The following is a 13,715-nucleotide window of genomic DNA, read 5'->3' on the forward strand; positions in this document are numbered from 1 at the left end:
GAAATGAATTTTCGCCGTACAGCCATCGTGACTTCGTTGGCGATGATTACCCTCGCGTCGTGTAGCTCGATTGAAAAAGAGCAAGCGAATGGTGACTTTGATTATGTCAACTTAAAGCAACGACCCGAGTTAAACGTTCCTTCGGGTTTGGAAACGCCTGACTACAGTAATAGTTACAAAATTCCTGCTGCAGATACCTCTGGACCCATAGGCGAAGAAGTTCGCGTTGTTTCACCTCGCCAGGTTCATCCTATTGCGTTGGGGAGTCGTGTACTCGAAAACGAAAAACAAGCACGGGTGTATTTTGATTTGGTTGAAGGTATGTCAGACAGTATTGTAAACACTGTCTGGACCGCAGCTGAACAAGTCTTAGACCGCAAAGGTCTAACTTTTACTAAAACGGGCGAAAACCAGTGGACCACTGAGTTGCTTACTACCGAAGACGAATATGAAGCAGAAGGCGATGGTGGTTGGTGGTTGTTAGGTGACGGAGATACTACTGTGTCTCTGGAACAAAGTTTTCGCTACGTGTTAACGCAGGCGCCAGAAACGCACGGTCGGACGACTGCGCTTGAAGTGACGTTAGCGGACGTATCGCAAAAGGTAAACGGCGATCGCACTGAAATGGCAGAACTGACTCAGCATAACTTATCAGTTGATTTGTTGAATAAAGTTGTGTCTCAAGTGAATCGTGTCCACCAACAATCAATCCAACAGAGCCGAGAAGCGGGCGTGCCCGTTTCAGTCAGTACCAATGCTAAACAGCAACCCGTATTTGTGGTTGAGCTAGACTTCGATGACGCTTGGGTGCTCACCGGTCAAGCATTAGAACAAATAGGTTTGAGCATTGATGACTTAAACCGCGAGGCAGGCACCTATTTTGTTGAGTACACCGAGCCGGACTCAGGTTTCCTATTCATCGGTGGGGACGATTATGAATCGTTGGGTATTCCAGAAGGAAATTATGAAATTCGCTTAGTCGAATTTGGGGATGATACGGCCATTAGCGTTTGGTCAAATGATGAAGTAGTCGATCAGGCATGGCTCGAGTCGGTTAAGCCTGCTCTTGAGCAAGCATTAAAAGTAGCAAGTCAACAGTAAAGGCGGCACAACCTATGGAAAAACGAAACGAGCTGTATCGTGGGAAAGCAAAAACCGTGTATACGACAGATGACCCATCACGATTAGTGTTGGAGTTCCGCAACGATACTTCCGCGTTTGACGGAGAGAAAGTAGAGCAACTCGAAGATAAAGGAATGGTTAATAATCGTTTTAATCATTTCATTATGACTCAATTAGAAAAGGCGGGTATTCCAACGCAATTAGATGAGTTGCTGAGTGATACAGAATCATTGGTTAAAAAGTTGGATATGATTCCAGTTGAGTGCGTTGTTCGCAACGTAGCCGCTGGCTCGTTAGTTCGTCGCCTAGGTGTTGAGGAAGGTAAAACACTAAATCCGCCGACGTTTGAGTTTTTCCTAAAAAATGACGCCTTGCATGACCCGATGGTTAATGAGTATCACATAGAAGCCTTTGGTTGGGCGACAAAGGAGCAAATTGAGCAAATGAAGGCGCTGACGTTTAAAGTCAACTCGGTGCTTAAATCATTATTTGAACAAGCTGGGTTACTGTTAGTCGACTATAAGCTCGAGTTTGGCGTGTTCGACGGACAACTCGTATTAGGCGATGAATTTACCCCTGATGGTTGTCGCTTATGGGATGCTAAGACTCGTGAGAAGCTTGATAAAGATCGCTTTCGTCAGGGCCTTGGCGGGGTAGTGGAAGCCTATAAGGAGGTCGGTCAGCGTTTGGGTGTGCAATTTTCCTAGTCTAGACTGCCGACCTACTTTTTATTGTTTAGTTGAGTCGTCCTCAGAGTTTTCTTTGGGCGGCTTATTTTTAGTAGGCCATTTTAACTTGCTACTGTATTTAAGTACCATCAAATTACTCACAACGACGCCCAATACCAACAAAATAATTAACCAAACCCAATGCTCTTGCATTATTCTTCTCCTGTGTTACTACGACAGATATTGTCAAAGTAACGTTCTTTAATGACATGTAAGTGCGCTAATACGGTCTTTTTACCCGCGATATCAGTGTTGCTCAGCGCGTTTTTGAGCTCGTCGAGCGTCAACGATTGTTGAATATGATCGGCGACTGGCTGATAGCTCAAATGCCAAGGTTCGTGAGACACCCCACCTTGGTAGACGCGATATGGAAAGAAAAAGCCGAATTCGTGAGCATGCTGTTGCAACCAGCACAACAATGGATAACAGGGTGCATTGATGTGTTCATACTCCTCGGGCACCAGTTGAAGCGTTTGGTTAGAGCTAAAACGAGAGGGGTCCCATACGTCAATATCGGTCCCCCAATGATGGCGGCTGGCGCCTGGCAACGCTGACCAGTAAAGAATCGCATGTAGCTTTTCTTCATCACTCAGCTGGGTCGTATTAAGCGGATGCCCCTGTTCGTCATTGACCGAACGTTCACCAGACCATTTTCGGTTCCAAATCAGCAACTGCCTGTCAAAACTACGAAAACCCGACGCAATAGCAAGGGTAATACCATCACGCGACGCCGCCTTTTTCATCTCCTCAAAAGCTCGTGCTGCCAGAGGGTGAAGCATGTGGCCGTCGATTAATGTCAGTAAATGATCCTGGGCCTTACCCAAACGCTGCGCTGAAGTTATCATCGTTAAACACTCATTTCTTCCAGTATGGCTTGGTAAACGTCTGTGAGCGTATCAAGATCAGTTATCTTCACACATTCGTTGACTTTGTGAATAGTGGCATTTACCGGTCCAAGTTCAATTAACTCAGCGCCTGTTGGCGCAATAAAACGTCCATCCGATGTTCCTCCAGCGGTCGAGAGTTTTGTTGGATAGCCGCAAACCCGCTCAATTGCGCACTGAACTTTATTGATGAGAAGACCCTGTGCAGTTAAAAAGGCGGGACCGTTGAGATTCCAGTTAAGCTGATAATTAAGGTTGTGGGCGTCTAAGATAGCCTCTACGCGCTGTTGCAACTGAGTTGATGTTGACTCAGTCGAAAACCGAAAGTTAAATTCGATATCTAAGCGCCCTGGGATCACATTGCCAGCCCCCGTACCTGCATGAATATTAGACACTTGAAAGGTGGTCGGTGGAAAAAATTCATTACCATCATCCCAGCGTGTTTGGGTCAGTTCAGCAAGCGCATTAGCTGCACTATGAACAGGGTTCTCGGCGAGATGAGGGTAGGCGACATGCCCTTGTACTCCAATCACACTAAGCGAGCCAGAAAGGCTTCCACGACGACCATTTTTGACGACGTCGCCGAGCTGTTCTGTGCTAGAGGGTTCTCCCACGATACACCAAGTTATTTTTTCGTTACGAGACTCCAAGGTCTCCATCACGCGTTTGGTTCCATTGATAAACGGACCTTCTTCGTCGCTGGTGATCAAAAAAGCGATATCGAAAGGCGGTTCGTCGACCTGTTTGAGATAGCGTTCAACCGCAACGATCATCGCTGCGAGGCTCCCTTTCATATCGGCAGCCCCACGACCATAAAGATAGCCTTCATGCTCGGTGGGTTGAAAAGGAGGGAACGACCAATCACTGGGCTCGCCAGGAGGAACGACATCCGTGTGACCGGCAAAACATAATACTGGCTTGCCTTGCCCCAGACGCGCCCAAAGATTAGTCGTATCCTCAAATATCATCGACTCCAATTCGAAGCCAAGCGACTTTAGCCGGTCGCCGAGTACTTGCTGACAGCCTTCATCAGCAGGCGTGATCGATGGCCTCTCTAATAGCGTTTTAGTCAGTTGCAATGTTTCACTATTTGACATCAGCCTAACCATGCCTCCCACTGTTGGGCATTAAAGCCAACGCGTGTCTCTCCTTTGGCTTGAACTAGCGGACGTTTAAACAATGTTGGTTGCTCGACTATAAGCTGGCACACCAACGCCTGATTACTCAGATCACGTTGTGATTCGTCCAACTGTCGCCAACTGGTACTGCGCTTATTCACGAGTTGGTCAGCGGGTATATCGGTGAGCCATTGCTCGACCTCAGCTGTGGATAGCGGAATTTCGCGCACATCACGGAATTCGTACTTAAGTTGATGTTGTTCTAGCCATTTTATCGATTTTTTTACGGTGTCACAGTTTTTGATGCCATGCACTTTGATCATTATATGTCCTTTTGAATAACTAATTCAGATTCTAAAGCGGTGACGGCGCCGCTTTCTCTCAATGTCAGTTTATCGAACGAGTAATTAGGTTGCAGTATAACGGCCATTAGATTGTAAGCATTCGCTTGTCGTCTTATTAACGCTTGATTCAGCGACAATAGCGGCGTGCCGCGAGTTACCTCATCACCGCTACCGACATGGCGGTGTAGCGCTGTCAATTTATTGGCTGGCTCATGTGCGCCGAGACACAGTAGGACGCGACCCAACGCGTCAGTGTTGAGGTGAATAAAGTTGCCGGCCGGTGATATATAGCTGATGACGGCATCGGCAGGCGCGAACACTTGGTTGCCAGAGACATCAATACATGTGGTGTGGCCAAGCCACTGTGACTGAATCAGCGGGCTAGGGTGATGACTTGACGTGAGCAAGCGACCCGAGCATGGCGCTAATAAAGAAGGGGCTGGCATGACATCTCCTACGAACTATCTTAACCATAGCTTATCTGAATTAGCCATAAAGGTGCAAAACAAACCTGTAGTTGATTATAATACGTCCAGTAAGCAAAAGCGTATATAGTTCGCGAGGTGTGCGCTAATGAGTACACCCTATCAACAAAGTTATCCACAGAAAACGTTGATAACTTGAATAACTGAAGCTCAGTCAATGAGAAGGAATACGATTTGAAACTCAGTATATTCCGACTATTTAAAGACGGACATGTGTACGCGAGAAGATGGCCTCGTCATGCGGTCGTTGCAGCATTCCGAGAGACCCGATTAGTACCTTTGTTGCGGATGATGGAGCGTTGGGTACCCGCGATTGCTGTCGTCAATGCAATGTTACATTGGCAATTTTTACATGCCTATTGGCAGCAGGGCTTACTCACGTCGTTGGTGATTCTAAGTATGCCGTTGCAATTAATTGCTTGGTTTGGCTGGCGCGCGAATCAACCCCTTCCGAGGAGGTTACGAGGTTGGTATTGGGAACTACGAGATAAGCTGAAACAAAGCCGTGCGGTTTTAAAAAAGCCTACTGACGGAGGGCCGACCTATATGGACTTAGCCTATGTGTTGGAGCAAGCGCTATCTGTACTGCCTCCTGATCAACATTAGTTCGGGTCAATATATTGCTTATCGTTAAATGTGACTAACCAATTCGGTCGATAAACAACCATTAGTGTCACCGCCATGCCATTCAAAAGTGCCTCGGGAAACATCACCAGAGGTGTAATCATTAAATAGTTTTCCCATATTTGTTTGGGCGTCAAACGGTCACTCATTAAGGCCCAAGCCGCATGTGCTAATTGGGTCATAGCGATGGCAACTGCCGCGGCAAGAAATGCATTTAAAAATATATAAACGAAGGGATGTCGCGGGAGTCTGTGATATATAACGGCATAAGCCACATAAGTTACCGCAGCCGGTATTACAATGTGGCTAATGTAGAGCGCGCCAATCGCATTCAATGGATAGCTATTGGCAAAACTATTGACAGCTATAATAGCGACCCCTGCCAGCAATGCATAGCGGAACCCAAGCATGAGGGTGAGTGTGGTAATCAATAAGAAATGAATACTCAGGCCTTGTTCGAGCTTGGCTGAAAATAGCCAAATAAAGCTGATGACGGCAGCGGAACCGAATAATAAGTGCTGTAATAGGCGGCTGCTTCTCAATATGCGCCAACTGTCATTCACCCAAGTAGCGATGACGATGCAAAGTGCAACAATATTAAGTAGCAGCGCCATTACCGCGATCCTTTTACTAATAAGTTAGATAGAGAACTGACTCCAAATTGGAGCATGATCCGAGGGTTTCTCTATGCCTCGTAGCTCATAGTCTATGCCACTTTCTTCGCAACGCTCGGCGAGCGTTTGCGTGGCAAGAATTAAATCGATACGAAGACCACGATTATCGTCGAATCCACGAGAACGGTAATCAAACCAACTAAACTCGTTATCTTGCTCGGGGTTTAACGTGCGATAAGTGTCGATCAGTCCCCAATCAAGTACTTCATTTAACCAGTCACGTTCTTCGGGTAAAAAGCTACACTTACCTGTTCTTAACCAGCGCTTAGCATTCGTTTCGCCGATACCGATATCACGATCTTGGTGAGAGATGTTCATATCGCCCATCACAATAACGGGTTGTTCTGGGGATAAGTCATCATTGAGGTAGTTAATGAGGTCACGATAAAACTGCGCTTTCATTGGAAACTTTGTGGGATGGTCGCGGCTTTCACCCTGTGGAAAATAACCATTTAAAACGCGTACGGTAGCACCATCATCGAGCGGGTAATCCCCCATGATCATTCTGCGTTGAGCATCCTCGGGCTCATTTGGAAAGCCTTTTTGCACGTTTGTGAGTGGTTTCTTACTCAGTAAAGCAACGCCATAATGACCTTTTTGCCCAAAAAAGTTCACGTGATAACCCATATCTTCCACGGCCTGTTGCGGGAACTGGTCATCATGAACTTTGGTTTCTTGAAGTCCGATGACATCAGGTTGATGTTTATCGATCATCGCTTGCAATTGGTGAAGTCGAGCCCTGATTCCATTGATATTAAATGAGATAAATTTCATGCGTTGTCATGTGTATTTTTGATTAATGATAAGTATGAGGATACCAAAGTTGACGCGGCGCTGCGAGTAGCAAAGAGGGGACGGGGGATGTTCGAATAAGTAAAAATCGGTATACTTCGAAGCTTAGGTAAGCTTAAGGAGAATTCGATTGCTGCAATTGATGAACCAGCTAGGCATGATGCTTCGGCAACACACCCATGAAATCGCTATGATGATATTGGCTACATTATTAGTGATTTATGGTGATGAGGTGAACCGTTTAGTTAAAAAATCAGTTTCGAACTACCCGTTCATTGTGCGAGCACTAATTTTTGTGGCTTTGTGTGCCTTTGGCTATGGCTATTTGTTAATTGGCTTCACGCCGATACTAGCGAGTTGGATTTATACCATTCCATTGCATTTGCTCGGACCCGCTGTCCTTGGCTTATTGCTGGTGTTGGGTGTATTGGCAGAACGAAAAAAACAACTATAAGGACGTGGCGCCATGACGCAATCATTTGTTTCCATTCGTGCAGGAGCGAGCGCTTTAGCTCATATTCAACAGAACGGTTTGACCGCTGATGATATTGGGCTTTTAATGGGCGCTTCCGGGGGGCCGAAATGGTTTGTATTACAAGGTATTGATGAGTGGCTATTCGGGGAATTCTTCGCCGATAAAAAGCAGCCTCTTAATACCCTTGGCACTTCAGCCGGCGCTTGGCGTTTTGCATCGTTAGGTCAAGAGGATCCGGTCGCTGCCAGTCGTCTATTCGCTGAGCTCTACAGTCATCAAACTTACAGTGCGAGACCTGATCAACGGGAGATTACTGCCGAAGCCGAGAAGCTACTGCATCGATATGTTCCAGAATCAGCCGTATCCTCGATTTTGTCACAGACGCGTGTGCATCATCACTTTATTGCCGTACGTTGTTTGCGGTCTACCGCTAAAGAGGGACGTCGACAAGCTTTGGGACTGCTGTCCTCTGCTCTTGCAAATAGCATTAACCGTAGCTGGCTGGGGCGTTATTATGAACGTGTCGTGTTTCACCATCCAGCGTCAAATTTAGCGCTCTCAAAAGGTTGGAACGACTTACCCACACAGCATGTTGCTTTAACTGAGCGCAATTTCCAGCCAGCGTTGTTGGCTACCGGCTCCATTCCGATGGTGTTGGAAGGGGTACGCGATATCCCGGGCGCTCCGCGTGGAGTCTATCGCGACGGTGGGATTACTGACTATCATTTTGATATTGATTTGTCGGGTGTCGATGGCTTGACCCTTTATCCGCATTTTCATCATGAAGCGATTCCTGGGTGGTTTGATAAACGTCTGAAATGGCGGCGCAGTACAGGACGAAATTGGCCCAATACCATTTTTATTAGTCCAACTGAGGCTTTTCTAAATAAGTTGCCCTATCAAAAAATTCCCGATCGAAATGACTTCGCGCAATTAGATGCGGCACAACGAATTCAATACTGGAGCAAGGCGATCGATGCCGGCCGTTGGATGGCGGATGAACTTCAAACCACTTTAGCCAATGGTCGTTTAGCTGACCGGGTTTCACTATGGGACTAGTTGTTTTAAGTCGTCCAAGGGTGCTGTCAGTTTATGTACGTTATGGTTAGAATGCATTGAGTTGTGATATGCGACGCGTGAGTAAATGAAAGAAACATTGAGTGTACCTAACCCCGAGCAGATCGGTAATCAAAACTTTGCAGAGTTACTTGCTGCGGGCAACAGTGTGTGCTTGTTTGTCTGGCAAGACTCGGAACTGTGGCCGGTGCGTTATGTGTCGGATAATGTTGAGTCCATCTTTGGTTACAATAAACAGCAGTTTATCGACCGTGAAGTTCATTTTAAGTTTCTTATACATGAGGATGACTTACCTCGTGTCAATGAGGAAGTTAAACGCTTAAAAAGCGGCGAAACGGGTTTTCGTATCACACACAATGATTATCGCATTAAGCATAAAAATGGACGTCATGTGTGGGTATCCGATACCACGATTATAAAAATGGATACTGATGACGGCGTGCCATTATTATTTGGCTATTTAATCGACATTACGGAGCGCAAAGAGTTAGAGATAAAATTAGAAACTGAGCGTAATCGGTTACAATTGCTACTCGACGCGACTCGACTCGGCACCTGGGAATGGAATCCTCAATCTAACTTAACTTCTTTCAACGACCGATGGGCGCAGATTTTCGGCTGGTCACGAGAGGAAATAGAGCAAAGTCCATATAGTTGGTCAAGCCGACTTCACCCAGATGACTATGACCGCGTATGGCGAGCGGTTAAAGATCATCTGGATGGAATTACACCGTTTTATGAGAGCCAACATCGCATTCGCCACCGTGACGGACATTACGTTTATGTTCTTGACAGAGGTCGTGTCATTGAGCGGGATGAACACGGAAAAGCAACGCGCTACGCCGGAACGGTAACGGACGTCACTGAACAAAAGCAGGCAGAAATTAATGCGCGTCGTGCGGCCAGTGCTAAGAATGTATTTTTAGCCAATATGTCCCATGAAGTGAGGACACCGTTACATGGTATTTTGGGCTTAGTCAGTGTGCTCGAGAATACTGCTTTGGATACTCATCAACATCAATTACTCATGACCGTTAAAGAGAGCGGTGATCATTTGCTACAGATGCTCAATGATTTATTGGATCTAACACGCTCAGAAGAAGGTCAGTTGAAGCTTAATAAAGACGTGTTAGAGCTAGCGCGGATTCTGCAACACATTGAGTCGATGTATCGTGCGCCAATCGAAGAAAAGGGTGTGAAGTTTATTATTCATCACAGCCAAGTGTTGCCCGAACGGATTTTTAGTGATCGCGCCCGACTGATACAAATATTGACAAATCTGCTGAACAACGCCGTTAAGTTCACTGAACAAGGCACTATTATGCTGTCGATTGACTGGTCTGTCGATCCAGCCACAACGACTCAAACGCAAGCGCAGGGCGAGTTGCTGATTAAAGTACGTGACACAGGTGCGGGCATTCGTGACACACAACGTATTTGGCAACTCTTTGAACAAGAACATCAAGGCTTAAGTAAAAAGCAAAGCGGCAGCGGGCTTGGCTTAGCCATCGTACGAAACTTAGTACAGCTATTAGATGGTGAAATTGAAGTCGATAGTGAGCCGAATCGAGGGACATGTTTTAGTCTACGTCTACCCATGTATGCGGTTTATAGTGATGATGTTAATCACGAAGCGCTTGATAAGCCGAAACTACCTACGCTTGTGCCTCGCCGTATATTGATTGTGGATGACAATCCTATCAATCAGCTGATCGTGAGCGAGATGCTAACATCACTCGATCAACATGTGACAAAAGTATCGAGTGGTCATGAGGCTGTTGAGATGCTAAAACAGAACACTGTCGATGTTGTTTTTATGGATCTTCATATGCCGACCATGGATGGTATTGAGACCACGTTAAAAATTCGTGACCTACCGATACATCAACCACATATTGTTGCATTGACCGCTAATGCATACCCTGAAACCCGCACTCACGCTCTGCGTTCGGGGATGGATGATTATTTGACAAAACCCTTTGTGAAAGCGGATTTAGCCAGAATTTTGAATCGACTTGATAAGGTTAAAAATTAATGAGTTTTAAAAGCACAGAGCATTACATCGTTTCTGATGACTTGTCACAGGCCGTAAACGCGGCGGTGACACTCGAAAAGCCGTTGCTACTAAAAGGAGAACCGGGTACCGGCAAGACTCGTTTAGCAATCGAACTTGCGGAGTCACTTGATGCGCCATTTTTGCAGTGGAACATCAAGTCGACGACAAAAGCACAACAAGGCCTTTACGAGTACGATGCGGTCTCGCGCTTACGTGATAGTCAACTGGGTAGCGACAAAGTACATGACATTTCAAACTACATTAAGCCGGGCAAGTTGTGGCAAGCCTTTAGCGCCGAAAAACGTCCTGTATTATTGATAGATGAAATTGATAAGGCCGATATTGAGTTTCCTAACGATCTATTACAAGAGCTCGATCAAATGGCTTTTCACGTCTATGAGACCGGGGAGCAGGTCGAGGCAAAACAGCGACCTATCGTTATTATCACGTCTAATAATGAAAAAACATTACCCGATGCTTTCTTACGTCGCTGCTTTTTTCATTATATCCAATTTCCGGATGAAGTTACGTTGGCTGAGATCGTGAAAGTTCATTTTCCAAACCTGCAAGCTCGATTACTTGATGAGGCACTCGCGGTATTTTTTGGTGTGCGCTCGATATCAGGTTTAAAGAAGAAACCGTCAACGTCGGAGTTACTGGATTGGTTGCGTTTATTGCTAACCGAAGATATTTCACCCGAGCAACTTGCTGAGTATCGCGAGCGTCCATCTGTGTTGCCGTTAGCCGGTGCACTGTTGAAACATGAGCAAGATATCGAATTGATCGAGCGGGCGTCTCGTGCTTATTGAGTTTTACTTTACGCTTCGAAAACACGGCCTAAAAACCTCTATCACTGAGTATCTCACGTTGCTCGAAGCGTTAGAAAAAAAAGTGATTTGGGGGAGTATCGATGACTTTTATCGATTATCGAGAGTTATATTGGTCAAAGATGAACGTTTTTTTGATCGATTTGACCGCGCCTTTTCCGAGTATATCGATAAAGTCGTCGATGTGGATGTGGCCGAACGTATCCCTGAGGACTGGCTGAATAACCCGCTGATGCGAAATCTATCCGAAGAGGATAAACAGAAGCTAAACCAGTTAGGTGGCCTAGACGAGCTAATGAAGGCCTTTAAGGAGCGGCTAAAGGAGCAGCAGTCTCGGCATCAAGGTGGCAACAAATGGATAGGTACTGGAGGTACTTCGCCGTTTGGCGCCTACGGTTATCATCCAAACGGTATCCGTATTGGGCAAGAGGGGAACCGAAATCGAAGTGCAGCCAAAGTATGGGATAAACGAGAATTCCGTGATTTAGACGAGCATGCTGCATTAGAGCAACGCTCATATCAACTGGCTTTGCGGTCCTTGCGTCAGTTCGCAAGAACGGGAGCTCAGACCGAGTTGGATCTTGAAGCAACAATCCGAGCGACAAGTAAAAAAGGTGGGCTGCTGGATCTGCAATGGCAAGCTGAACGACACAATGCCGTAAATGTGTTGTTACTGTTGGATATTGGTGGCTCGATGGATGATCACATCTACGAGGTCGAGCAACTTTTTACAGCACTGAAGGGCGAGTTTCATAACCTCGAACGCTTCTATTTTCATAATTGTGTTTATGAAGGCGTCTGGCATGACAACGCGCGTCGGCGTTCAAGCTTTGTTAGCACCGAATCTCTGATTAAACGGTTCGGTGAGGATTACCGACTTATCATCGTTGGGGATGCAACCATGGGGCCCTATGAAATTGCATTCTCCGGTGGGAGTGTTGAGCACTGGAACGAGGAGCCCGGAAAGGTCTGGTTAGAGCGTCTGTTGGCTCGATTTGAGCGCGCAGTATGGCTCAACCCTCAGCCTGAAAGTCATTGGAAGTACTACCCCTCTATTCAGATGATCGATGAGATCATGTCCGGACGGATGGAAGCACTGACACTGGCGGGAATCCAGCAGGCAATCGAGCACCTGCGATGAAACAGCACAACCAGTTTGCTTTGCTTGATGATGCCCGAGAAAGTCTACGCCAACGCGTTGCGCTCATCCGCATGGCTTCGCACTCAATCAAGCTGCAATATTACATGTGGCGCGATGATGCCAGTGGCTTAACGCTGTTGAATGAGTGCAAACTGGCATCTGAGCGTGGCGTGAAGGTTTATTTGCTGTTGGATGATTTTACGAGTAAGCCAACCGAACAGTTGTTACGTGATCTCAGTCAGCATCCGAACTTTCGAGTTAAGTTGTTTAACCCCTTAGTTCATCGCAAACTGCGCTGGCTTAATTACTTTACTGACTTTCGACGCGTTAATCGACGCATGCATAATAAGGCGTTCATTGTCGATGACTGCTATGCCATCGTGGGTGGTCGCAATATTGGTGACGAGTATTTTGGAACCCATGCAGGGCAGCTATTTTCAGATTTAGATGTACTCGTCAAGGGTGATTGCGTGAGCGCTATTGCTGAGGACTGGTCGAACTATTGGCAGTGTGATCTCGCTGTGTCGATTGACAATATATCGGGTCGCAGTCGGACCGAGGCGTTTATTGCGCGTTGGCAGCAATTCAGTAAACAAGCCCATGCAGAGCAACTGAATGAGTATGTATTCGGTGGTCTCGCTGACGAGGATCTCGATTTAAGTCGATTAACCTGGCATTCGGCAGAAGCCCAATGGATTAGTGATGATCCGTACAAAGCATCAATGTCACGCAAGCCATCGCGTTTAGTGGTTCAACAAATGGTTAAGGTGTTGAGTCGTGCAAAACAACAGGTTCGTATGGTTTCGCCTTACTTTGTGCCAACGCAAAATGGTGTTCAACAGATTGAAGCGATGCTCGAGCAGGGTGTTCAGTTTCAAGTACTAACGAACTCGTTAGCAGCAACAGATGTACCCGCAGTACACGCGGGTTATCAACGGCGTCGGCGACGCCTGCTAACCGCGGGTGTAAAACTATACGAAATACGGCGCACTGAAGAATCTCCCCAAAATCGGGTGTTGCCCTATTTTCGTCGCTCAGCGACAAGTTTGCATGCTAAGACGGTGACTGTTGATGAGCGTTCGGTCTTCGTTGGGTCGTTCAATTTTGACCCACGGTCAGCACAAATTAATACCGAAGCGGGCCTCATTATCGAATCGCCAAGTCTGGCAAAACGCATCATCGAGATTTTTGATCATGAATTACCGCTGCGGGCGTATCAAGTTAGGTTAAACCGTTTTTATAAACTTTATTGGGTGGATCGCAGTCATGTTCCGGTCAAACGTATTTATCGCGAACCTGATGCCGGCTGGCGACGTCGGTTTGTTGTATGGCTTACCGCTCGGCTCCCCGTTGATCATTTACTTTAAC

16 protein-coding genes are annotated in these 13,715 nt (G+C 46.5%); 9 read left to right on the forward strand and 7 right to left on the reverse strand.

Translation table 11 applies throughout. The features are described 5' to 3' along the window. The first annotated feature begins 3 nt into the window (after positions 1-3). Both bamC and purC read left to right on the forward strand, forming a co-directional pair. Positions 4-1,101: an NlpB/DapX family lipoprotein gene (bamC, locus tag AC3AP5_RS04175; protein ID WP_272978121.1), complete on the forward strand. Its 1,098-nt coding sequence runs from the start codon at positions 4-6 to the stop codon at positions 1,099-1,101. Positions 1,102-1,115: 14 nt separating this feature from the next. Continuing rightward, entirely contained in the window at positions 1,116-1,829 is a 714-nt protein-coding gene (gene purC / locus AC3AP5_RS04180) for a phosphoribosylaminoimidazolesuccinocarboxamide synthase (protein WP_006955481.1), read from the forward strand. A 21-nt stretch (positions 1,830-1,850) separates the two neighbouring features. Here purC and AC3AP5_RS04185 read toward each other — a convergent pair whose 3' ends face one another. From AC3AP5_RS04185 to AC3AP5_RS04205, 5 genes are read right to left on the reverse strand one after another with little or no spacing between them, the layout of a single operon-like run. Beyond that, positions 1,851-2,003 carry a DUF2897 family protein gene (locus tag AC3AP5_RS04185; RefSeq protein ID WP_487327059.1) on the reverse strand — a complete coding sequence of 51 codons (153 nt, stop codon included), beginning with the start codon at positions 2,001-2,003 and terminating at the stop codon, positions 1,851-1,853. Further along, complete coding sequence (locus AC3AP5_RS04190; RefSeq protein WP_487327060.1) at positions 2,003-2,695, reverse strand: M15 family metallopeptidase; 693 nt, start codon at positions 2,693-2,695, stop codon at positions 2,003-2,005. The genes AC3AP5_RS04185 and AC3AP5_RS04190 overlap by 1 nt, the downstream gene beginning before the upstream one ends. 2 nt (positions 2,696-2,697) lie before the next feature. Beyond that, entirely contained in the window at positions 2,698-3,843 is a 1,146-nt protein-coding gene (gene dapE, locus AC3AP5_RS04195) for a succinyl-diaminopimelate desuccinylase (protein WP_487327061.1), read from the reverse strand. Continuing rightward, positions 3,831-4,175: a Spx/MgsR family RNA polymerase-binding regulatory protein gene (locus AC3AP5_RS04200; RefSeq protein WP_487327062.1), complete on the reverse strand. Its 345-nt coding sequence runs from the start codon at positions 4,173-4,175 to the stop codon at positions 3,831-3,833. Before AC3AP5_RS04200 ends, dapE begins: the two co-directional genes overlap by 13 nt. After that, positions 4,175-4,642, reverse strand: coding sequence for a PTS glucose transporter subunit IIA (locus tag AC3AP5_RS04205; protein ID WP_487327063.1), 468 nt, complete (start codon positions 4,640-4,642; stop codon positions 4,175-4,177). The genes AC3AP5_RS04200 and AC3AP5_RS04205 overlap by 1 nt, the downstream gene beginning before the upstream one ends. A 213-nt stretch (positions 4,643-4,855) precedes the next feature. On the opposite strand from AC3AP5_RS04205, the gene yfbV reads away from it, so the two are divergent. Next, positions 4,856-5,287 carry a terminus macrodomain insulation protein YfbV gene (yfbV, locus tag AC3AP5_RS04210; protein ID WP_040487869.1) on the forward strand — a complete coding sequence of 144 codons (432 nt, stop codon included), beginning with the start codon at positions 4,856-4,858 and terminating at the stop codon, positions 5,285-5,287. Here yfbV and AC3AP5_RS04215 read toward each other — a convergent pair. Together AC3AP5_RS04215 and xthA are read right to left on the reverse strand one after the other, a co-directional pair. Then, the gene (locus AC3AP5_RS04215) at positions 5,284-5,919 is read right to left on the reverse strand and encodes an energy-coupling factor ABC transporter permease (protein ID WP_487327064.1); all 636 of its coding nucleotides are present in this window, start codon (positions 5,917-5,919) and stop codon (positions 5,284-5,286) included. The genes yfbV and AC3AP5_RS04215 overlap by 4 nt on opposite strands. Before the next feature lie 24 nt (positions 5,920-5,943). Next, positions 5,944-6,753 carry an exodeoxyribonuclease III gene (xthA, locus tag AC3AP5_RS04220; RefSeq protein ID WP_487327065.1) on the reverse strand — a complete coding sequence of 270 codons (810 nt, stop codon included), beginning with the start codon at positions 6,751-6,753 and terminating at the stop codon, positions 5,944-5,946. A gap of 148 nt (positions 6,754-6,901) precedes the next feature. On the opposite strand from xthA, the gene AC3AP5_RS04225 reads away from it, so the two are divergent. The 6 genes from AC3AP5_RS04225 (at position 6,902) to AC3AP5_RS04250 (ending at position 13,714) form a co-directional block, all read left to right on the forward strand. Continuing rightward, on the forward strand, positions 6,902-7,225 hold the full coding sequence (locus AC3AP5_RS04225; RefSeq protein WP_006955472.1) for a DUF3392 family protein: 324 nt from the start codon (positions 6,902-6,904) through the stop codon (positions 7,223-7,225). A 12-nt stretch (positions 7,226-7,237) separates the two neighbouring features. Next, entirely contained in the window at positions 7,238-8,305 is a 1,068-nt protein-coding gene (locus AC3AP5_RS04230) for an alpha/beta hydrolase (RefSeq protein ID WP_487327066.1), read from the forward strand. Positions 8,306-8,390: 85 nt separating this feature from the next. Then, positions 8,391-10,358: a PAS domain-containing sensor histidine kinase gene (locus AC3AP5_RS04235; protein ID WP_006955470.1), complete on the forward strand. Its 1,968-nt coding sequence runs from the start codon at positions 8,391-8,393 to the stop codon at positions 10,356-10,358. Then, positions 10,358-11,188 (forward strand): AAA family ATPase, encoded by an 831-nt coding sequence (locus AC3AP5_RS04240; protein ID WP_006955469.1) that lies wholly within the window; start codon positions 10,358-10,360, stop codon positions 11,186-11,188. Before AC3AP5_RS04235 ends, AC3AP5_RS04240 begins: the two co-directional genes overlap by 1 nt. After that, positions 11,178-12,347, forward strand: coding sequence for a vWA domain-containing protein (locus AC3AP5_RS04245; protein WP_272978430.1), 1,170 nt, complete (start codon positions 11,178-11,180; stop codon positions 12,345-12,347). The genes AC3AP5_RS04240 and AC3AP5_RS04245 overlap by 11 nt, the downstream gene beginning before the upstream one ends. Beyond that, positions 12,344-13,714 carry a phospholipase D family protein gene (locus AC3AP5_RS04250; protein ID WP_006955467.1) on the forward strand — a complete coding sequence of 457 codons (1,371 nt, stop codon included), beginning with the start codon at positions 12,344-12,346 and terminating at the stop codon, positions 13,712-13,714. The genes AC3AP5_RS04245 and AC3AP5_RS04250 overlap by 4 nt, the downstream gene beginning before the upstream one ends. Position 13,715: the final 1 nt, after the last annotated feature.

This window comes from Idiomarina sp. D18 (genome assembly GCF_057748155.1).